We start from the raw sequence: 18,714 nt of genomic DNA on the forward strand, positions 1-18,714 counted from the left end.
AGGCTACTGCGCGCACGTGACGTACTCGTGACCGAACCCGTGACAACGAGCAACGAACGGTCACCGGTAGCCACCACCGACATTCGTGCATGCCCCTGACGTCGGCGTCCGTGCCGTCAGACCTCCATCAGCGGCAGACCCGGCAGCACCTTCTCGATAGTGATCGGAAAATCACGTACCCGCACCCCCGTGGCGTTGAACACCGCGTTGGCGACCGCCGCACCGGCCCCGCAGATGCCCAGCTCGCCGAGTCCCTTCACACCGAGGACGTTGGCCTTGTCGTCGAACCCGTCGAGCATGACGGCGTCGATCTCGGGAATGTCGGCGTGGACGGGCACCAGGTACTGGGCCAGGTCCCGGTTGACGAAGGCACCGGACCGCATGTCCACGACCCCCTCTTCCGCGAGGGCCGCGCTCACACCCCAGATCATGCCGCCGATCAGCTGCGAGCGCGCCGTCTTGGCGTTGAGGACGCGCCCCACCGAGAACACGCCCAGCATCCGCCGGAGCCGGATCTCGGCGGTGTCGACGTCGACGCCCACCTCGGCGAAGTGGGCACCGTAGGTATGGATCGCGTATGCCCCGTACTCCGGCACCTCCGTCAGGAGCACGGTCTCCCCCTCCGCCTCCACGCCTTCGGGGTAGTTGCGAGCGACGATCTCGCCCAGCGCCTCGGACGCGCCACCGACGCTCACACTCCCGCCCGAGAACACCGCGTCTCCCGGATCCAGGCCGTGCAGCGGGGAGCGCGCATCGCCGGTGGCCGAGGCCAGCAGCTTCTCGCGCAGGGCCGTGCACGCGAGGTGGACAGCGGTGCTCGAGTTGCCGGCGCCCCACGATCCGCCGGAGCCCACGCTGACCGGGAACTCGGAACGGCCGAGCTCGACCCGCACCCGATCGGGCGGCAGCCCGAGCCCTTCGGCCGCCACCTGCGTCAGGATCGTGTAGGTCCCCGTGCCGATGTCGGTCATGTCCGACTCGACGACGGCGATCCCGTCCGCTCCCAGCCGCACCGCGGCCTTCGTCGGACCTTGCAGGTGCACGCGGATGGCGGCGGCCACCCCGTAACCGACCAGCCACCGCCCATCACGTCGACGTGCGGGCTCGGCCGAGCGCCGCTCCCAGCCGAACCGGTCGGCCCCGTCGCGCAGGCACTCCACCAGGTGCCGGTCGCTGTACGGCACGCCGCGCTCGGGATCGACGGTGGGCTCGTTCCGGATCCGCAGCTCGACCGGGTCCATCCTCAGCGCGTGGGCCAGCTCGTCCACCGCCGACTCGACCACCAGGAGACCGGGCGCCTCGCCCGGCGCGCGGACGTCCTCCCCGCGCAGCACGTCGAGCGGAACCAGCCGGGTACTGGTCGACCGGTGGGGCGCGGCGTACAGGCTGCGGGTCGTGGTGGCGGTCGGCTCGATGAACTCCACGTGCCGGTTCGTGTGCATCGTGACGTCGTGCGCGATCGCGACCAGCCGACCGTCGCGCTCCGCACCCAGCCGAACCCGCTGGCTCGACGTGGGACGCACGCTGACGGAGCTGAAGACCTGCTGCCGGGTGAGCGCCACCTTGACCGGCCGGTCCAGAGCCCGGGCGGCGAACGCGGCCAGGATCGTCTCGTAGTGGATCCGCAGCTTGGAACCGAAACCCCCGCCGACGTACGGGGTGACGACATGAACCCGCTCCGGGTCGAGCTGGAGCGTGGCCGCGACCGAGGCACGAGCCGCGTCGACGATCTGACAGCTCGTGTACACGACCAGGTCGTCCCCGCGCGGCACCACCAGGCACGCCTGCGGCTCCATCGGCTGGGAGAACTCGTACGGCGTGGTGTACCGCTCGTCGACCTGGACCGCGGCGGTTCGGAACCCGGCATCGACGTCGCCCACCGCGGTGTCGGCCGGCATGCCGAAGATCAAGCTCTCCGGCGCGTACGCCTGATCTTGGCAGGCTGCGAAGTCGTACGATCCCGCCTCTGCGGCGTACTCGACATCGACGAGATTGGCCGCCGTTCTGGCCTGCTCGAACGTCGCAGCGACAACCAGCGCAACGGGCTCCCCGAAATGATGGACATCAGGCGAGCTCAGCGTCGGATAGGCGCGCCAGTACTCGAAGGGGATGGACAGATCGCGGGCACCCTGTGCCGGCGCGTTCTGATGGGTCATCACCAGGTGCACCCCGGGAGAGCCGTCGGCGCGCGTGGTGTCGATCCCGGTGACACGTCCTCTGCCGATCGTCGCCCCGACGATGAAACCGTAGAGGGGCTGGTCACCGTCCCGGTGCTCGTAGGCGTACGTGGCCCGGCCGGTGACCTTCAGCGGGCCGTCGACGCGGTTGAGAGCTTGTCCGATCATCGTGGGCTCCTCAGCTCGCCTGGGCCGCTTGCGCCAGCGTGCGGCAGAGCGTGCGCCGGGCCAGTTCGATCTTGAAGTCGTTCTGGCCCTGCCCGACGGCGTCGCGCATCGCCGTCTCGGCGGCGGCGCGGTAGGTGTCCATCGTGGCCGGGCGGCCCGCCAGGAGTGCCTCGGCCTCCACGGACCGCCACGGCTTGTGCGCCACACCGCCGAACGCCACGCGGGCGCTGCTGATCGTCCCCCGATCCGTGGCGACGATCGCTGCCACGGAGACCAGCGCGAACTCGTAGGACGCCCGGTCCCGCACCTTGCGGTACCGCTGCCGGCCCGGCGGCGGCGGGGGCAGGAGCACCGCCGTGATCATCTCGCCCGGCCGCAGCACGGTCTCGACGTGCGGCGTGTCACCCGGCAGGCGATGGAAGTCCGAGATGGCGACGCGGTGCGCGAACCCGTCGGCGTCGAGCAGTTCGATCTGCGCGTCCAGCACGCTCATCGCAACGGCCATGTCCGAGGGGTGGGTGGCGATGCAGGAGTCGCTGGCGCCCAGTACCGCGTGTATCCGGTTGAACCCGCCGATCGCCGAACATCCGGAGCCCGGATCCCGCTTGTTGCAGCCGGCGGCCGTGTCGTAGAAGTAGGGACACCGGGTGCGCTGCACCAGGTTGCCGCCGATGGACGCCTTGTTGCGCAGTTGGCCCGAGGCGCCTGCCACCAGCGCCTCGGTCAACACCGGGTACCGGGTGCGCACCCGCGGGTCGGCCGCCACGTCCGCGTTCGCCGCCTGGGCGCCGATGCGCAGTGCGCCGTCCTGCAGTTCGTCGACATCGGCCAGGGGCAGCCTGCTGATGTCCACCAGATGGCTCGGCCGCTCGATCTCGAGCTTCATCAGGTCGAGCAGGTTGGTGCCGCCGCTGATGAACGTGGCACCCGGCCTGGACGCGGCGGCACACGCGCCCGGCACATCCGTCGCCCGCTCGTAGGTGAAGGGCCTCATTCCGGGCCTCCATCGGCGACGACACGGATGGCCGCGACGATGTTCGGATAGGCGGCGCACCGGCAGACGTTGCCGCTCATGCGCTCGCGGATCTCCTCGTCGGTCAACGCGATCTGCGAGGACGACACGTCTGCCGTGGCGTGGCTGGGCCACCCGGCGGCCGCCTCGGCGAGCATGCCGACGGCGGAACAGATCTGGCCGGACGTGCAGTAGCCGCACTGGAAGCCGTCGCACTCGACGAATGCGGCTTGCAGGGGGTGCAGGTGGCCGGGCTCACCCAGATCCTCGATCGTCACGATCTCGTCGTCCTCGTGCATCACGGCGAGCGTCAGACAGGAGTTGATACGCCGACCGTTGACCAGCACCGTGCAGGCGCCGCACTGCCCGTGGTCGCATCCCTTCTTGGTGCCGGTCAGGCCCAGATGTTCGCGCAGTGCGTCGAGCAACGTCGTGCGCGTATCCACCTCGAGGTCCTGCGCACTCCCGTTGATGCGCAACGTGATCATCGAGAGTTCGGGGACGTCCCGCAACCTCGGCTCGATGTCGGTCTCGTCGGTATTCGATGCGGTCAACACCGTCCTCCTTCTGGCCGTGATCCCGCCGCACCATCACAGCTTCGTGATCTGTGCGATCGGATCTTGCCCGAATGGACGTCGCCGATTGTGGCCACGCCACCACGACGACTCAGGGTCTCCCAGAAGACCCTCACATCGCTAGTGCCGCGTGCCAAAACCAGGTTCACGGCGCAATTCGCAGTGATCGTACCGGTGTGGCTGCTCCGGATGAATCGTTCCGGTCATTCGTTCAGCCGCCGATGAATACTCCGACCGCGACGGCGTTCCGCCGTCGTCCCTCGAACTCCCGGCCGGCCCGGACGTGCCTACGCTCGCTCGGACCACCCGTCCGGCACGGCTCCTCCGTAGCTGCCGGCCGTGCCGACCGCACACGGCACGCCGTCACTCGCCGGGCCGAGAGGGCCCATATCTGCCCCACCGGCATGAACGCGAAAAGGACCGTCACGGTCACGCAGGTCCGGCCCATAAAAGGACTTTCCGGTCATGACGGCCCTCGGCGTGGAACGTCGCGGCTCCCCTCGTCAGGATAAAGATCCGCAAAGCCCACAGTCCGGAGGACGGCCAGATCGGTCAGGACCTCGTCGCCGCAATCACCTCACCAATCCCGATCACCCGAATCGTTTCCCGTGGAGTCAGCTCTCGAACTTGTATCCGAGACCACGGACGGTGACCAGGTGCTTGGGCGCCGACGGGTCGGCCTCCACCTTGGAGCGCAGCCGCTTCACGTGGACGTCGAGGGTCTTCGTGTCGCCGACGTAGTCGGCGCCCCAGACGCGGTCGATCAGCTGGCCGCGGGTGAGCACCCGGCCGACGTTGCGCAGCAGGTACTCGAGCAGGTCGAACTCCTTGAGCGGCAGCGCCACGTCGTCGCCGTTGACCGACACGACGTGCCGCTCGACGTCCATTCGCACCGGGCCGGCCTCCAGCACGCCCGGCAGGCCGTCGACCTCGGTGGCGCCCTCACCGCCGCGGCGCAGGACGGCGCGGACGCGGGCGATGAGCTCCCGCGCGGAGTAGGGCTTGGTGACGTAGTCGTCGGCTCCGAGCTCGAGCCCGACGACCTTGTCGATCTCGCTGTCCCGAGCCGTCACCATGATCACCGGGACGGCGGAGCGGGTGCGGAGCGCCTTGCAGACGTCGGTGCCGCTCATGCCGGGCAGCATGAGGTCGAGCAGCACGATGTCGGCGCCGTTGCGGTCGAACTCCTCGAGCGCGTCCTGGCCGGTGGCGGCGACGGCGGTGGTGAACCCCTCCTTGCGGAGCAGGAACGCGAGGGGGTCGGCGAACGACTCCTCGTCCTCGACGATGAGCACTCTGGTCATGGCATCCTCACAGCTCTCCCGACGCGGTCGGGCAGTTCGGCTGGCCGGACAAGGTCGGCCGGGGTGATGGTGTCGGTGGCTTCGGCGCCGGTCTCGTCGTCGGGCTCGGCGTGGACGGGTAGCCGCATGGTGAAGGTCGACCCGGTGCCGGGGCTGCTCCAGAGCCGGACCTCGCCACCGTGGTTGGCGAGCACGTGCTTGACGATCGCGAGTCCGAGGCCGGTGCCCCCGGTGGCCCGCGAGCGGGCCGGGTCGACGCGGAAGAACCGCTCGAAGACCCGCTTCTGGTGCTCGGGGGCGATGCCGATGCCGCGGTCGGTGACGGCGATCTCCACCCAGTCGCCCTCCCGGCGCCGCGAGACCGACACCGAGGCCTCGGGCGGCGAGTACGCGATGGCGTTCTCGACGAGGTTCGACAGCGCGGTGACGAGCAGCGTCAGGTCACCCTCGACCTCCAGCCCGGTCGGCCGGTCGACGATGATCTCGATCCGCGCCGACTCGGCGGAGAGCCGGGAGCGGGCCAGCGCCTCGCGCACGACCTCGTCGACGTCGACGAGGCCCATCTCGGGCAGGCGCTCGGCCCCGGTGAGCCGGGAGAGCGCAATCAGCTCCGTGACGAGGTTGCCCAGGCGGGTTGCCTCGTTGAGGATCTTGGTGCCGAACCGGCGCACCTCAACCGGGTCGTCCGCCGCGTCGAGCACCGCCTCGGCCAGCAGCCCGACGGCGCCCACCGGGGTCTTGAGCTCGTGGCTGACGTTGGCCACGAAGTCCCGCCGCGTGGCCTCCAGCCGCACCGCGTCGGAGGTGTCGCCCGCTTCCACCATGCTGAAGCCGTCGCCCAGCGGGCGGACGTGGGCGAGCACGGCAGCGGGCTCGCGGCCACGGTGGTCGAGCGGTGAGAGGTCCACGGCCATCGACGTCCCGGACTCCAGCACCTGTTGGCAGGCGGCGGCCGCGCGGGCGTCGGGGCGCCCCAGCCGGACGACGCCCAACTCCACGGCGCGTCCGTTGTGCAGCACCACCTCGCCGCCGCGGTTCAGTACCGCCAGTCCTTCGTCGGCCGACCGGAACACCCGCTGCAGGAGGTCCGCCATCGGCGGGCCGGGAACGGGTACCGCTCTGGCCGGGGTGGCGTCATCGCGCCGGCGGCCCAGCCGGACCCCGAGCACGAGACCGAGCGCGAGCGCTCCGGCCGCGATCGCCACGCACAGCAGCGCGTTCACGACGGCATCGTAGGCAGGATCGTCACGCGCGAGCGCTGTTCATGCGCTGGTCGTGATGCTGCTGACTCCGCAGAACGACAGATTTCGGCCGTCGTTCACAGCTCGTTCACCCGGTCGAGAACCAGACAGGGGCCGCCCGGGCACGGACCGTGGTCAGCGCCCCTGTGCCGCCACCGCCGCAGCGGCCGTGGCCGCGGCCTCGGGATCGAGGTAGGTGCCGCCCCGCACGGTGGGTCGCAGGTCGTCGTCGAGGTCGTAGCGCAGCGGGATGCCCGTGGGGATGTTCAGCCCCACGATGTCGGCATCGGAAACCCCGTCGAGGTGCTTGACCAGCGCGCGCAGCGAGTTGCCGTGCGCCGCGAGCAGCACGACCTTGCCTGCCTGCAGGTCCGGCACGACCGCCGACTCCCAGTACGGCAGGAACCGGGTGACGACGTCGGCGAGGCACTCCGTGCGCGGCAGCTCGATGCCCTGGTAGCGGGGGTCGCCGTCCTGGCTGAACTCGGATCCGGGCTCGATCAGCGGCGGCGGCACGTCGTAGGAGCGGCGCCACTCCATGAACTGCTCCTCGCCGAACTCGTCCAGCGTCTGCTTCTTGTTCTTGCCCTGCAGCGCGCCGTAGTGCCGTTCGTTGAGGCGCCAGTCGCGGCGCACGGGGATCCAGTGCCGGTCGCAGGCGTCGAGCGCGAGGTTGGCGGTGGAGATCGCACGGCGGAGCAAGGAGGTGTGCACGACGTCGGGCAGCAGCCCGGTCTCCCGCATCAGTTCGCCCCCGCGGCGGGCCTCCTGCTCACCCGTCTCGGACAGCGGCACGTCCACCCATCCGGTGAACAGGTTCTCGGCGTTCCACACGCTCTGGCCGTGTCGCAGCAGCACCAGTGTTCCCATGGGGGCAACTCTGCCAGGCGGGGTCGACGATCACGTGGCCACGGTCGGGCCCGGGTGTCAGTCGTCCCGGAGCTGCTCGTGCTCCATGATCGCGTGCATCAGCGCCTTGCCGCGGCGCTCCATCGGGAGCCCGGAGAGGATCACCCCGCAGATCTGCCGCAGCTGCGTGACCTGCTCCGGCGTCAGGCGGTCGAAGATGGCCTCGCGCACGCTCCGGACGTGGCCCGGCGCCGCCGCGGCGAGCGCGGCGAAGCCCTCCTCGGTGAGCTCGGCCAGAGTGCTGCGCCGGTCGTCGGGGCACGGAACCCGGCGGATCCAGCCGTTGTCCTCGAGCCGGGCCACCGCGTGGGAGAGCCGGCTCTGCGAGCTCTGCGTGAGGGCGGCCAGGTCGCTCATCCGCAGCTTCCGCTCCGGAGTGTCCGAGAGCATGGCGAGGATCTGGTAGTAGGCATGGGACATCGACGAGTCGCGCTGCAGCTGTCGGTCCAGCGCGGCCTCGAGAAGCGTCGTCGTGGCCACGTAGGACAGCCACGTCTTCAGCTCATCGGCCGAAAGCCATCGATCCTCGTCACTGTCCACCAACCCAGCCTACCTAGAAGTTGAACCCTCACATTTCCTGGCGTACCGTCATGTTCGACACAGACTCGTCGGAGGACCGGATGCCCGTCCAACGTCTCAACCACGCCGTGCTCTACGTGCGCAACCTCGAGCGGAGCGTGCGCTTCTACACCGAGGCACTGGGATTCCGCGTCGTCAACCACATGCCCGGCCGCGCGGCCTTCCTGCAGGCCGAGGCGTCCACCAACGACCACGACCTGGGCCTGTTCCACATCGGCAGCAACGCGGGAGCGTCCCAGGCCGGCCGGGGCACGGTGGGGATGTATCACCTGGCCTGGGAGGTCGACACCCTCGGCGAGCTGAAGCGGATCGCCGGCGTGCTCAGCGAGCACGGCGCCCTGGTGGGGGCCTCGGACCACGGGTCGACCAAGGCGCTCTACGCCCACGACCCCGACGGTCTCGAGTTCGAGGTCAGCTGGCTCGTCCCCGCCCACCTGCTCACTGCGGACGACACGATCAAGACCGTCGCGCTGGACATCGACACCGAGATCGAGCGGTACGGCGAGGAGACGCAGGGCGGCGTCGGCGTCTCGTTCGCCGCTCAGGCCCCGTCCATCCGGTAGCCGTCCCGCGCCGAGAACCGCGCGGTGACGCTGAACCGGTCTGCCCGGACGAGCGTCTGCCGCCACTCGACGGGCCGTTCCGCGGCGCAGCCGAGCCGATCGATCATGAAAGCGGCCACCCCCGGGCCGATGCCGAGCAGCTCACGCTCCGCGTGGCTGGGCACCACAGCCCGCACCCGCTCGCTCCCGCCGGTGACCCGCACCCCGCACCGGGACGCGTACACGGTGTAGAGAGCGGTGCGGCTGAAGTCGACGTCGAGCAGGGGCGCGGCCAGCCGCTCCGGTAACCAGACGCGGTCGACGGCCAGCGGGTCGGAGTCGGCGAAGCGCAGGCGCTCCAGGTGCACCAGCGGCGTCGACTCCTCCAGCCCGAGCCGCGCGGCGACCACGCCGTCGGCACGCACATCGAGGGTGCGCACGACGCTGCGCTGCACCTGACCGGTGGCCTCCACCGCCGAGAACAGGCTGAAGATCTCCCCGAGCGGCTGCTCGATCTCCGCGGGCTGCGCCCTGCGCGGGGTACGGCCACGACCGGCGATGACGAGGCCCTCGTCGCGCAGCCGACGCACCGCCTCACGGACCGTGTGCCGGCTGACGCCGTACTCGGAGACCAGCGCCAGCTCGCCGGGGAAGGCAACAGTGAACTCGTCGCGTTCGAGGCGGCGGCGGAGATCGGCCAGCAGCTGCGCCCACAGCGGTTCCCCGGCGAGGCGGTCCAGGATCCGGGCGGTCACGCCGGATCACCCGGTACGGGTGTCGGCCGGCTCCGCGGCCGGGAGACGGATGGCGGGTAGCTGCTCATGTGAGGGGGATCCGCATGGCGGGGTGGGCGTTCAGCCCGCGGCCGAGCGGAGCCGCCCGGCCAGCCCGTGCAGCAGCTCGCGGAGTGCGGCGCTCTCCGCGCGGCCGAGCCCGGTGGCCAGCCCGACCTGCTTCTGCGTGCCGATGACGTCCTGCTCCAGGGCGTGGCCCGCCTCCGTGAGCGCCACCAGCACCGAACGCTGGTCGCCGAGCTGCCGGGTGCGCCGGACGAACCCGAGGGCCTCCAGCCGCTGCAGCAGCGGGGAGAGCGTGCCGGTCTCCAGCTGCAACGCCTGCCCGATACCGGTGACGGTGGTGTCGCCGCGCTCCCAGAGCACGAGCATCACCAGGTACTGCGGGTAGGTCAGCCCGACCGTGTCCAGCAGCGGCCGGTAGTAGCCCGTCATGGCCCGGGAGGCCGCATAGAGGGCGAAGCACAGCTGCTCGTCGAGGGGTGTGGACCGCTCCGGTGCACGCTGTGCCATGTCTCCACCGTATGCCGCCGGATACGTCCCCGGCACCCCACGTCAACCTCCTGGCGAGGTTCAATGCCGACCCAGCAGGTTGTCGGAGACGTTCTGCAGGTGCCGGCGCATGGTGTCCCTGGCGCCGAGCGGGTCGCGGTCGCGGAGCGCCTCGACGATGGCGGCGTGCTCGTCGTGGTAGCGGCGGCGGCGCTCGGGGCTCGACGTGCGGCGCTTGAGGCTGCCCCAGACCGGCAGGCTGCGCGCGGTGTTCATCACGTCGAACATGCTGATCAGCAGGCCGTTGTGCACGGCGAGGGCGATGGTGCGGTGCAGCCGGGCGTCCCAGGCCTCGAAGTCCTCGAAGCTCTCGCTGCCCTCGCCGCCGTGCAGGCACGCAGCGATGCGGTCGAGGTCGGCCTGGGTGGCCACCCGGGCGGCGACCTCGGCCACCGGCGGCTCGAGCAGGAGCCGGACCTGCATGATCTCGGCGGGGCTCGTGTCCGGCGGCGCACCGTCAGCGGGTGGGAGCCCGGCTTCGGTGAGGAAGGTGCCGCGCCCGACGTGGCGGATCACCACTCCGTCGCGCTCGAGGACGTCGAGGGCGCGCCGGATCGCGCTGCGCGGCGCGGACAGCCGCTCCACCAGGTCGCGCTCCGTGGGCAGCTTGGAGCCCGGGCCGAGCGTGCCGTCCTGCGCACCCTGAACGAGCAGGGCACGAAGCGACTTCTCCACGGCCAACACCCGGACAGCGTACAGCACGCTGAACCAATCGTGACCAATCAACAGCACTGATCGACGTCCGTCCCCCTATCGACAGCAATGCCAGGACGAAGTACGGTCGATCAGGTCCATATTGGTTCCTATTGGTCGAGATTGGTGAGCAATGAAGCTGGTGACCTTCTCCACCGGAGCCACGTCGCGCGTCGGCGTGGTCAGTGCCGACGGGAGCGCCGTCCACGACGTCAGCGCGCTGCTCCCCGCCGGCTCCCGGGTACTCGACGTGATCGGGGCGTGGGACGACCTCGGCCCGGTCCTGCGCGAGCGGGCCGGCGAGCAGGAGGCGTTGCCGCTGGAGTCCGTCGAGCTGCAGGCGCCGATCCCCGAGCCCCGGCGCAACATCTGGTGCGTCGGCAAGAACTACAGCGAACATGCCGCTGAGTTCGGAAGGAGCGGCTACGACACCCCGAGCCGCTCCGAGGCCATCCCGGACAAGCCGATCATGTTCACGAAGGCCACCACGGCCGTCACGGGCCCCGGCGCTCTCGTGGAGCCCGGCCCCACCTCCGAGCTCGACTACGAGGGTGAGCTCACCGCGATCATCGGCAAGGGCGGCCGCGGGATCTCCCGCGAGGACGCCTACAGCCACGTGTGGGGCTACACGATCATCAACGACGTCACGGCGCGGGACGTGCAGCGCGACCACAAGCAGTGGCTGCTCGGCAAGTCGTTCGACACCCACTGCCCGATGGGGCCCTACGCCGTCACTGCCGACGAGATCGGCGACGTCACCGCGCTCGAGCTCGAGACCACCGTCAACGGGGAGCGCCGCCAGTTCGCGCCGCTCAAGGACCTGATCTTCGACGTGCCCGAGCTGATCGCCACGATCTCGGCAGGCACCACGCTGCTGCCCGGCGACCTCATCGCCACGGGCACGCCCGCCGGGGTCGGCCTCGGTTTCGACCCGCCGCGCTTCCTCACCAGCGGCGACGTCGTCGAGATCACGGTCACCGGCCTGGGCACGCTGTCCAACCGCATCCGCTGAGAAAGGACCACTGTGCAGGTCAACGGTAAGGAACTCGCCGTCGAGGTCGAGGGGGACGGCCCCGCCGTGCTGCTCGTGCACGGCCTCGGAGGCACCTCGAACTTCTACCAGGTACAGGCCGACGCGCTCGTCGACCGCTTCCGGGTGATCCGCGTCGACTCCGCGGGCGCGGGCCGCTCCCCGGTGGCCGACGGGATCAGCGTGGAGAGCCACGCCGACGATCTCGCCGCCGTGCTCGCCGAGCTCGGCGTCGACAGCGCCAAGGTGGTCGGGCACTCGATGGGCACGCTCGTCGTGCGCGCGCTCGCCGCCCGCCACCCCGCCACGGTGTCCGGACTCGCGCTGCTCGGCGCGGTGCGGGAGCCGGCCGAGGCAGGCCGCCAGGCCCAGCGCGACCGCGCCGCCGTCCTGCGGGAGAAGGGCACGGCCGCCGTCGCCCCCGGCGTCGTCGCCAACGCCCTTTCCGAAACCACGCGGCGCGACCGGCCGGAGGTGGCGGCGTTCGTCCGCGAGCTCGTGATGCGTCAGGACGCCGAGGGCTACGCCCGCAACTGCGAGGCGCTCGCCGCCGCTACCGACCCCGGCCCCGTCGACCCCGCCCTGCCGTTGCTGCTGGTCACCGGCTCCGACGACAAGGTCGGACCGCCCGAGGCCAGCCAGGAGCTCGCGGCGGCGCACGGCTCGGCGACCGTGGAGATCCTGCCCGGCGTCGGGCACTGGACCGCGCTGGAAGCGGCGCGGGCCACCACCGACCTCCTGCTCAAGTTCCTGTAGTTCCACCCCCAGCGCGATTCTTCTCAGTAAAGATTCACCTCAGTGACGAGGAGCCCACCATGCCCGTCCCGACGACCAAGATCCTGTTCCGCGGCGTCAGCATCCTCGACTCCACCGGAGCCGATCCCTACCCCGGCGACGTCCTGGTCGAGAACGACCGCATCGCCGCCGTCGGTGACGTCGACCCCGGTGCCGCCGAGGGCGCGCGGGTGATCGAGGGCCGCGGACGCACCCTGATGTCCGGGCTCTGCGACGCCCACACGCACTTCAGCTGGAACAACAGCGCCGACCTCGACGGCCTGGGCACCCTGCCCGTCGAGGAGCACCTGCTGTTCTGCATCGAGTCGGCCAGGACCTACATCGACTCCGGCTACACGATGTGCCTCGGGGCCGCGTCGGCGAAGGACCGCCTCGACGTCGTCTGCCGCGACGCGATCAACGCCGGCCGGATCCCCGGCCCGCGCTACCTCGCCAACGGCCCGGAGATCGCGGTCACCGGCGGCGCACTGATCAAGAGCATCACCAAGTTCGCCGACGGCCCGGAGGGCATGCGCAAGGCCGTCCGGGAGCTGATCGACATCGGCGTCGACCAGATCAAGCTGTCGATGACCGGCGAGGAGATCACCGGCACCCAGCGGGCCGAGGACACCTACTTCTCCGACGAGGAGACGGCCGCCGCCGTGACGGAGGCGCACCGGCGCGGCAAGCGGGTGTGCGCCCACGCCCGGAGCGCCGAGAGCGTGAAGATGTGCGTCCGGAACAAGGTCGACATCATCTACCACGCCAGCTTCACCGACGCCGAGGGCATGGACATGCTCGAGGCCAACAAGGACTGGGTGTTCGTGGCGCCCGGCATCAACTGGCTCGTCGCCACGCTCTACGAGGCCGAGTCGTTCGGGTTCCCCCAGGAGGCCGCCGAGGCCGTCGGCTACAAGAAGGAGCTGGAGACCGCCATCCAGGGGCTGCGCGAGATGCACCGGCGCGGCATCAGGGTGCTGCCCGGCGGCGACTACGGCTTCGCCTGGACCCCCCACGGCACCTACGCCCGCGACCTCGAGCACTTCGTGGAGCTGCTGGGGTTCACGCCGATGGAGGCGATCATCTCCGCCACCGCGTGGGGCGGGGAGATCATGCTCCGCCCCGACGAGCTGGGGAAGGTGCAGCCCGGCTACCTCGCCGACCTGCTCCTCGTGGACGGCGACCCGCTCGCCGACATCACGGTGCTGCAGGACCGCGACAAGCTCGACTACATCATGAAGGACGGGCGCTTCCACAAGGAGGCGGCCGACGAGCCGGCCCCGACGCCGCCCAACCCGGGCAGTGCCGACCGCAACGTGGCGGCCGCCTCCGCCTGACGAGGCCTCTTCGGGTGGTCCGGCCCGTCAGGGCTCGGACCACCCGGGCCCACCGCTCCACGGACGTCCAGGATCTGCGATGACGTTGCTGATCTGCCGCACCTGCCCCCGCTACGACAGCCGCGCCACCGGCGACTTCGGCCGTGCACTCGCCGACGCGATCGCCGACCACCCCGCCGGTTCCCCGGTCGCCGTACGGAACGTGCAGTGCCTCGGCGGCTGTCCCGACCACGGCGTCGCGGCGGTCGACGGGCCGGGCAAGGCGCGGGTCCGGTTCTCCGGGCTGGACGCGGGGGACGCCGCGGCGGTGATCGCCGCAGCCGCCGCCCACGACTCGTGCGCGTCCGGCACTCCCGGGGACTGGGAGGTGCCGGCGGAGCTGGCCGACCGGATCAGCAGCGTCACCCCGAAGCGCAGGCCGGACGGGTTCTGACTCGATGCCCCGGCGAGCTCAGATGATCGGGGCGTGGTGCTCGCCGTCGGCGTGGTCGGCCGGGGCGTACCGGTCGGCATCCGGATCATCGGCGTGGGCCGGGGTGGCCGAGAACTCGGCGGCGTCGTCGTCCAGTGCGCCCGTGTCGGCGTCGGCCGCCGGCTGGTAGCCGGCATCGAGGCCGTAGTGAGGCTCGGGATCCGGGTCGATGCCGCCGGTGACGGTGGCGGCTCCCTCACCGAAACCAAGGCTGTCACCACCACCGAATGCGCTGTCCGCACTGCCCGCCGCGAACAGCGGCTCGAGGTCGGGGTCGAGGTGCTCGGCATCCCAGTCGCCGTCCGTCTCCGCGGACGTAGGGGCGAGATACGCGCTCAGGTACTGGTGGGCGTCGCCGCTGCCGTCCGGAGGTGGCGGTGTGAGGTGAGCTCCGGCGCCGCTGAAGTCGTGGCTGAACTCGGCGGTCTCGGTGTCCTCCATCAGCACCAGGGCGTCGTGGACGTCGTAGGGGCTCAGGTCGCCCAACCCGTGCTCGGCCAAGATCGCACCCGGGTCCGCGGTGAACGCGGAACGGAAGGCGTCGTCGGTCTGGAGGCCGCGGAGGAAGTCGAACAACGACAGGGCCTGGGCCACAGCGACCTCCCCGGTGGGTCTCGATCGATCCCCCACCACGGTATCCGCTCGTCCCCGCCCCGTCCTCCCGAACGCGGTGCGGGGACCGGGTGGCAGAGTCGACCCGTGATCTTCGAGTTCGGAGCGTTCGTGCTGGACGACGACCGGCAGCGGGTCGACCGGGACGTGGTGTGGAAGTTCCTGTCCACGGAGGCGTACTGGGGCCGGTGGCGGGAGCGGGGCCACGTCGACCAGCAGGTCGAGGGTGCCTGGCGGGTCGTTGCCGCCTACGAGACCGCATCGGGGCGCATGGTGGGCTTCGCCCGGGCCGTGTCCGACGGCGTGTCGTTCGCCTACCTGGCCGACGTGTTCGTCGAGCCGTCGGCGCGCGGCGGCGGCCTCGGGGTCGAGCTGGTCCGGTTCATGGTCGACGGTGGTCCCGGCCGGCTCTTCCGGTGGGCGCTGCACACCCGCGACGCCCACACCCTTTACCAGCGGCTCGGGTTCGTCCGCCCCGACGACAGCTACCTCGAACGTCCGGCCGCCCTTCCCGCCCCGGGACCCGGCCCGGTGAGCTGAGAAACCGACAGAGGCATCCGACGATCACCACGTTCGTCCCCCACGTCGCCGCAGCGCGCCGTCGAGTACCGATGGCTCGACCGCCCCAGCGGACGGGCTGATCCGCCCGACAGACTGCGCCCGTGGAGCAGCGCGACCGTTTCCTGACCCTCGTCCGCCGGAACCCGGTGAACGAGGCGATCCTTCTTCGCGGGCCGGCGCTCGGCGTCCCGGACTGGTGGTTGACCGCCGGGGCGGTGTTCCAGACCGTGTGGAACGTGCTGGACGGGCGGGATCCCGGTGCCGGCATCGCCGACTACGACTTCTTCTACTACGACTCCTCGAACCTGTCCTACGAGGCCGAGGACGCGGTGATCCGCCGGGCTCACGATCTGTTCGGGGACCTGGGGGTGACGGTCGAGGTGCGCAACGAGGCACGGGTCCACCTCTGGTACGAGGCCCGGTTCGGCGTCCCCGGCGTCCGGTTCACCGGCTCGACCGACGCGATCGACCACTTCGCGTCCACGACCTGCTGCTTCGGTGTCTCGCGGACGGCAGGCGGTGAGCTGATGGACTACGCGCCGCACGGCTACGCCGACCTGTTCGCGAAGCGGGTACGCCCCAACCCGCGGCTGGCGCCACGTGCGGTCTACGAGGCGAAGGCCCGACGCTGGCAGCGCGAATGGCCCGACCTGGTCGTGGACCCCTGGCCCGACCCCCCGTGAGCGGCCGCGCCCCGATGCGCCGCTGGTTCGCCACGGTCGTCGATGCCGACGTGCGCGTCGGCGGTCGCTACCGCATCGAGCTGCACGAGGACGACGGCAGCGTCAACGGCTGCGTCGGCGAGTCCCGAGTTCGAGCCCTAGTACTACGACACGCTGCGGGACGGCTGGGAGGAGTGGGTCAGCCGTCTGGAGAGGATCTTCTGAGCCCGACCCCGGGCTGGGCTCGCAGCGCGCGCTCCAGCGCCGTGCGCAACCAGGAAGCCAGCGCCGACTCATCCTGCGGACCCCGCACCAGGGCAGTGAGGATCAGTCCGTCGAGCGTGGCAGCCAGCTCATCGGCCGACCGGTCGGGGTCCGTCGCTCCGAGGGGCCCTACCAGGTCCGCGGTCAGGCGGCGGATCGTGTCCCCGCCCCGCAGCAACTCGGCACGCAGGTGCTCATCACGCACTGCCGCAAGCGTCAGCTCGAAACGGGCCAGGGTGCGATACCGCTCCCCCGTCACCATCGCGACGCAGACGGAAGCGAGGACCGCCGCGAGGCTCGTGACGTCCGTCGCTCCGGACCGCACCAGTGGGAGGTCGACCTGCATGTCGATCTCCAGCAGCCGCTCGACGCACCCGGCGATCAGGGCGGAGCGGCTGCGGAAGTAGTAGGAGGTACTTCCGGGCGGGATCCCGGCGGCAGCATCGACCGCCCGATGAGTGAGGCCTCGCATGCCCTGCTCCGCCAGCACATGCAGCGCCGCGTCGAGGATCTCCGTACGTCGATCGCTCAATTCCTCTACCTCGTGTAGAGCATTTTGCCGTAAAGTCTCTACAAGCGTAGAGGGGGGCTGCAGATGCACATCGTTGTGGTAGGAGCGGGCCTGGGCGGGCTGGCGGCGGCACTCGCCGTCCACCGGGCAGGACATGAGGTCACGGTGCTCGAACGAGCGCCCGAGCCGCGTGAGACCGGCGCCGGAATCGGTCTCCCGCCCAACGGGGTACTGGCGCTGGACGCGCTCGGACTCGGTAAACCCGTGCGGGCCCGCGCCGTTCCGCTCGACGGCGGTGCTGCCCTGCGTGACCGGCACGGTCGCCCCCTGATCACAACCGACCAGGTCGCGATGGCCGAGCACGTCGGCGCACCGTTCGTGGCCGTGCCCCGGCCGTGGTTGCACGGTCTGCTGGCCGAGGCGCTCCCCGCCGACGCCGTCCGCACGGGCTGCGCGGTCACCGCGGTGCGCGAGGTGGGCGCGCACGTCGAGCTCGATGGGGCGGCGGACCTGCTGGCGGACGCCGTCGTGGTCGCGGACGGTGCCGGGAGCAGGCTCCGGAGCACCCTGTTCCCGGACCATCCCGGCCTGGCCGGTTCCGGCGAGAAGGCCGCGCGGGCCATCGCCGCTGTGACTCCGACGAACGTGCCGATGGTGGCCGGTGAGCTGCTGGACCACCGCACCGGAGACCGGTTCGGCTGCCTCCCGATGGACGACGGGATCTACTGGTACTCGGCCTGGCAGGCGAGCGCGGAGGACGGAGCCTCGACCGCCACGGCGGACGAACGGCACCGATGGCTGCGCAGCCGCCGAGCCGACTGGCACCCGAGCGTCACCGCGCTCATCGACGCGACTCCGCCGGCGGGCGTGCACGTGGTCGAGACGGCCCAACTGAAATGGCCGCTTCCTGTGCTCGCCGTCGGAAGGGTGGCTCTGCTCGGCGACGCGGCCCACGCGATGACCCCCGACCTCGGGCAGGGCGCTTGCCAGGCGTTCGAGGACGCTGTGGTCGTCGGGAACGAGCTCGCCGGAGCGGGCCCCACAGACGTGCCCCACGCCCTGATTGCCTACTCCGCCCGCCGGCACCGTCGTACGGGCGCCCTACAGCGAGACGCCCGCAGGATGAACCGGGTACTCCGGCTCACCGGGGCCCGGGCCCGCCTGCGGGACGCGGCGTTTCGGTGCGTCCCGCAGGCTCTCGCCACGCGGGCGCTGGCAGCACAGTTCGGGTTCGACACCGAGCCCGGAGCAGCCAGTCTCCCTCCGGGTTGACCACGAAGTCGAGCGCCCCGTAGGCCAGTCCAGCCCGGCCATGAGCTGCCCCACCCCAGCTGCCACCGCGGGTGGGGTGTCGATCAGCTCCTAGGTGAGGCTGGCCGAGGTCGGTCCTCTGGCACGCTCACGTCCTCTCGCGCGTGGCGAATCGAGGGTGAATCCCGACGCCCGCCGAGCGCAGACGGTGCCTCTCCGCAGCGTGACGTGGCACGATCTCGCGGTGACCAGCAGGCCGGCCACGGCACAACACCTGCGCGATCTCGCACGGCTACGCCGCGTCCGCGACCGGATCGACCGGGAGTACGCGCAGCCGTTGGACGTCGAAGCGCTCGCCCGCGGCGCGCACATGTCGTCCGGGCACCTCAGCCGCGAGTTCCGGCGCGCGTACGGCGAGTCGCCGTACTCCTATCTGATGACGCGGCGCATCGAGCGCGCGATGGCGCTGCTGCGTCGGGGCGACCTCAGCGTCACCGAGGTCTGCTTCGCGGTCGGCTGCTCGTCGCTGGGCACCTTCAGCACTCGCTTCAGCGAGCTGGTCGGGGTGCCGCCCAGCGTCTACCAGCGCCAGGAGACACAGGCGGCGGCGGGGATGTCGCCATGTGTGGCGAAGCAGGTGACCAGACCGATCAGGAATCGAGAAGCGCGGGTCAGCGAGCCGCACCTAGCGTGA

At 70.9% G+C, this 18,714-nt stretch carries 21 protein-coding genes; 9 read left to right on the plus strand and 12 right to left on the minus strand.

All coding sequences use genetic code 11. The annotated features are described in order from the left end of the window. Positions 1–116: 116 nt before the first annotated feature. From AC5L35_RS17450 to AC5L35_RS17480, 7 genes are all read right to left on the minus strand, one after another. Positions 117–2,345: a molybdopterin cofactor-binding domain-containing protein gene (locus AC5L35_RS17450; RefSeq protein WP_495060680.1), complete on the minus strand. Its 2,229-nt coding sequence runs from the start codon at positions 2,343–2,345 to the stop codon at positions 117–119. Positions 2,346–2,355: 10 nt separating this feature from the next. Continuing rightward, the gene (locus AC5L35_RS17455) at positions 2,356–3,339 is read right to left on the minus strand and encodes an FAD binding domain-containing protein (RefSeq protein WP_495060681.1); all 984 of its coding nucleotides are present in this window, start codon (positions 3,337–3,339) and stop codon (positions 2,356–2,358) included. Then, positions 3,336–3,845, minus strand: a complete 510-nt coding sequence (locus tag AC5L35_RS17460; protein WP_495060727.1) for a 2Fe-2S iron-sulfur cluster-binding protein — start codon at positions 3,843–3,845, stop codon at positions 3,336–3,338. The genes AC5L35_RS17455 and AC5L35_RS17460 overlap by 4 nt, the downstream gene beginning before the upstream one ends. 701 nt (positions 3,846–4,546) lie before the next feature. Next, positions 4,547–5,236 (minus strand): response regulator, encoded by a 690-nt coding sequence (locus AC5L35_RS17465; RefSeq protein WP_495060682.1) that lies wholly within the window; start codon positions 5,234–5,236, stop codon positions 4,547–4,549. Then, entirely contained in the window at positions 5,233–6,459 is a 1,227-nt protein-coding gene (locus AC5L35_RS17470) for a sensor histidine kinase (protein ID WP_495060683.1), read from the minus strand. The genes AC5L35_RS17465 and AC5L35_RS17470 overlap by 4 nt, the downstream gene beginning before the upstream one ends. A 153-nt stretch (positions 6,460–6,612) precedes the next feature. Next, positions 6,613–7,347, minus strand: coding sequence for a phosphoglyceromutase (locus AC5L35_RS17475; protein ID WP_495060684.1), 735 nt, complete (start codon positions 7,345–7,347; stop codon positions 6,613–6,615). A gap of 57 nt (positions 7,348–7,404) precedes the next feature. Next, positions 7,405–7,926, minus strand: coding sequence for a MarR family winged helix-turn-helix transcriptional regulator (locus tag AC5L35_RS17480; RefSeq protein WP_495060685.1), 522 nt, complete (start codon positions 7,924–7,926; stop codon positions 7,405–7,407). A 50-nt stretch (positions 7,927–7,976) separates the two neighbouring features. Here AC5L35_RS17480 and AC5L35_RS17485 point away from each other — a divergent pair, with 50 nt between their 5' ends. Further along, positions 7,977–8,528 (plus strand): VOC family protein, encoded by a 552-nt coding sequence (locus tag AC5L35_RS17485; RefSeq protein ID WP_495060686.1) that lies wholly within the window; start codon positions 7,977–7,979, stop codon positions 8,526–8,528. Here the strand turns inward: AC5L35_RS17485 and AC5L35_RS17490 are convergent. From AC5L35_RS17490 to AC5L35_RS17500, 3 genes are all read right to left on the minus strand, one after another. Beyond that, a complete protein-coding gene (locus AC5L35_RS17490) occupies positions 8,507–9,262 on the minus strand; it encodes a GntR family transcriptional regulator (protein WP_495060687.1) in 756 nt (251 codons plus the stop codon). The two genes, AC5L35_RS17485 and AC5L35_RS17490, sit on opposite strands and share 22 nt — an antisense overlap. A gap of 99 nt (positions 9,263–9,361) precedes the next feature. After that, positions 9,362–9,814 (minus strand): MarR family winged helix-turn-helix transcriptional regulator, encoded by a 453-nt coding sequence (locus AC5L35_RS17495; RefSeq protein WP_495060688.1) that lies wholly within the window; start codon positions 9,812–9,814, stop codon positions 9,362–9,364. 60 nt (positions 9,815–9,874) lie between these two features. Next, positions 9,875–10,537 (minus strand): FadR/GntR family transcriptional regulator, encoded by a 663-nt coding sequence (locus AC5L35_RS17500; RefSeq protein ID WP_495060689.1) that lies wholly within the window; start codon positions 10,535–10,537, stop codon positions 9,875–9,877. A gap of 142 nt (positions 10,538–10,679) precedes the next feature. On the opposite strand from AC5L35_RS17500, the gene AC5L35_RS17505 reads away from it, so the two are divergent. The 4 genes from AC5L35_RS17505 (at position 10,680) to AC5L35_RS17520 (ending at position 14,120) form a co-directional block, all read left to right on the plus strand. After that, positions 10,680–11,558 carry a fumarylacetoacetate hydrolase family protein gene (locus tag AC5L35_RS17505; RefSeq protein ID WP_495060690.1) on the plus strand — a complete coding sequence of 293 codons (879 nt, stop codon included), beginning with the start codon at positions 10,680–10,682 and terminating at the stop codon, positions 11,556–11,558. Between the two features lie 12 nt (positions 11,559–11,570). After that, positions 11,571–12,332 carry an alpha/beta fold hydrolase gene (locus AC5L35_RS17510; RefSeq protein WP_495060691.1) on the plus strand — a complete coding sequence of 254 codons (762 nt, stop codon included), beginning with the start codon at positions 11,571–11,573 and terminating at the stop codon, positions 12,330–12,332. A gap of 59 nt (positions 12,333–12,391) precedes the next feature. Next, positions 12,392–13,687, plus strand: coding sequence for a metal-dependent hydrolase family protein (locus AC5L35_RS17515; RefSeq protein WP_495060692.1), 1,296 nt, complete (start codon positions 12,392–12,394; stop codon positions 13,685–13,687). Between the two features lie 79 nt (positions 13,688–13,766). Beyond that, complete coding sequence (locus AC5L35_RS17520) at positions 13,767–14,120, plus strand: DUF1636 family protein (RefSeq protein ID WP_495060693.1); 354 nt, start codon at positions 13,767–13,769, stop codon at positions 14,118–14,120. 18 nt (positions 14,121–14,138) lie between these two features. Here the strand turns inward: AC5L35_RS17520 and AC5L35_RS17525 are convergent, their stop codons facing one another. Beyond that, positions 14,139–14,753, minus strand: coding sequence for an IniB N-terminal domain-containing protein (locus AC5L35_RS17525; protein WP_495060694.1), 615 nt, complete (start codon positions 14,751–14,753; stop codon positions 14,139–14,141). A gap of 108 nt (positions 14,754–14,861) precedes the next feature. Here AC5L35_RS17525 and AC5L35_RS17530 point away from each other — a divergent pair, with 108 nt between their 5' ends. Next, positions 14,862–15,311, plus strand: coding sequence for a GNAT family N-acetyltransferase (locus AC5L35_RS17530; RefSeq protein WP_495060728.1), 450 nt, complete (start codon positions 14,862–14,864; stop codon positions 15,309–15,311). 122 nt (positions 15,312–15,433) lie between these two features. Beyond that, positions 15,434–16,015 carry a nucleotidyltransferase family protein gene (locus AC5L35_RS17535; protein WP_495060695.1) on the plus strand — a complete coding sequence of 194 codons (582 nt, stop codon included), beginning with the start codon at positions 15,434–15,436 and terminating at the stop codon, positions 16,013–16,015. A gap of 178 nt (positions 16,016–16,193) precedes the next feature. Here AC5L35_RS17535 and AC5L35_RS17540 read toward each other — a convergent pair whose 3' ends face one another. Continuing rightward, on the minus strand, positions 16,194–16,790 hold the full coding sequence (locus AC5L35_RS17540; protein ID WP_495060696.1) for a TetR/AcrR family transcriptional regulator: 597 nt from the start codon (positions 16,788–16,790) through the stop codon (positions 16,194–16,196). A 63-nt stretch (positions 16,791–16,853) separates the two neighbouring features. Here AC5L35_RS17540 and AC5L35_RS17545 point away from each other — a divergent pair, with 63 nt between their 5' ends. Beyond that, entirely contained in the window at positions 16,854–18,041 is a 1,188-nt protein-coding gene (locus AC5L35_RS17545) for an FAD-dependent monooxygenase (protein WP_495060697.1), read from the plus strand. Between the two features lie 223 nt (positions 18,042–18,264). Continuing rightward, positions 18,265–18,714 carry a helix-turn-helix transcriptional regulator gene (locus tag AC5L35_RS17550; protein ID WP_495060698.1) on the plus strand — a complete coding sequence of 150 codons (450 nt, stop codon included), beginning with the start codon at positions 18,265–18,267 and terminating at the stop codon, positions 18,712–18,714.

The organism is Pseudonocardia sp. OZ21 (assembly GCF_059359135.1).

Excerpts from the sequence above, each read along its gene's own strand:
- AC5L35_RS17450 (WP_495060680.1), bottom strand. The coding sequence starts at position 2,345 with ATGATCGGACAAGCTCTCAACCGCGTCGACGGCCCGCTGAAGGTCACC.
- AC5L35_RS17455 (WP_495060681.1), bottom strand. The coding sequence starts at position 3,339 with ATGAGGCCCTTCACCTACGAGCGGGCGACGGATGTGCCGGGCGCGTGT.
- AC5L35_RS17460 (WP_495060727.1), bottom strand. The coding sequence starts at position 3,845 with ATGATCACGTTGCGCATCAACGGGAGTGCGCAGGACCTCGAGGTGGAT.
- AC5L35_RS17465 (WP_495060682.1), bottom strand. The coding sequence starts at position 5,236 with ATGACCAGAGTGCTCATCGTCGAGGACGAGGAGTCGTTCGCCGACCCC.
- AC5L35_RS17475 (WP_495060684.1), bottom strand. The coding sequence starts at position 7,347 with ATGGGAACACTGGTGCTGCTGCGACACGGCCAGAGCGTGTGGAACGCC.
- AC5L35_RS17485 (WP_495060686.1), top strand. The coding sequence starts at position 7,977 with ATGTTCGACACAGACTCGTCGGAGGACCGGATGCCCGTCCAACGTCTC.
- AC5L35_RS17495 (WP_495060688.1), bottom strand. The coding sequence starts at position 9,814 with ATGGCACAGCGTGCACCGGAGCGGTCCACACCCCTCGACGAGCAGCTG.
- AC5L35_RS17505 (WP_495060690.1), top strand. The coding sequence starts at position 10,680 with ATGAAGCTGGTGACCTTCTCCACCGGAGCCACGTCGCGCGTCGGCGTG.
- AC5L35_RS17515 (WP_495060692.1), top strand. The coding sequence starts at position 12,392 with ATGCCCGTCCCGACGACCAAGATCCTGTTCCGCGGCGTCAGCATCCTC.
- AC5L35_RS17520 (WP_495060693.1), top strand. The coding sequence starts at position 13,767 with ATGACGTTGCTGATCTGCCGCACCTGCCCCCGCTACGACAGCCGCGCC.
- AC5L35_RS17545 (WP_495060697.1), top strand. The coding sequence starts at position 16,854 with ATGCACATCGTTGTGGTAGGAGCGGGCCTGGGCGGGCTGGCGGCGGCA.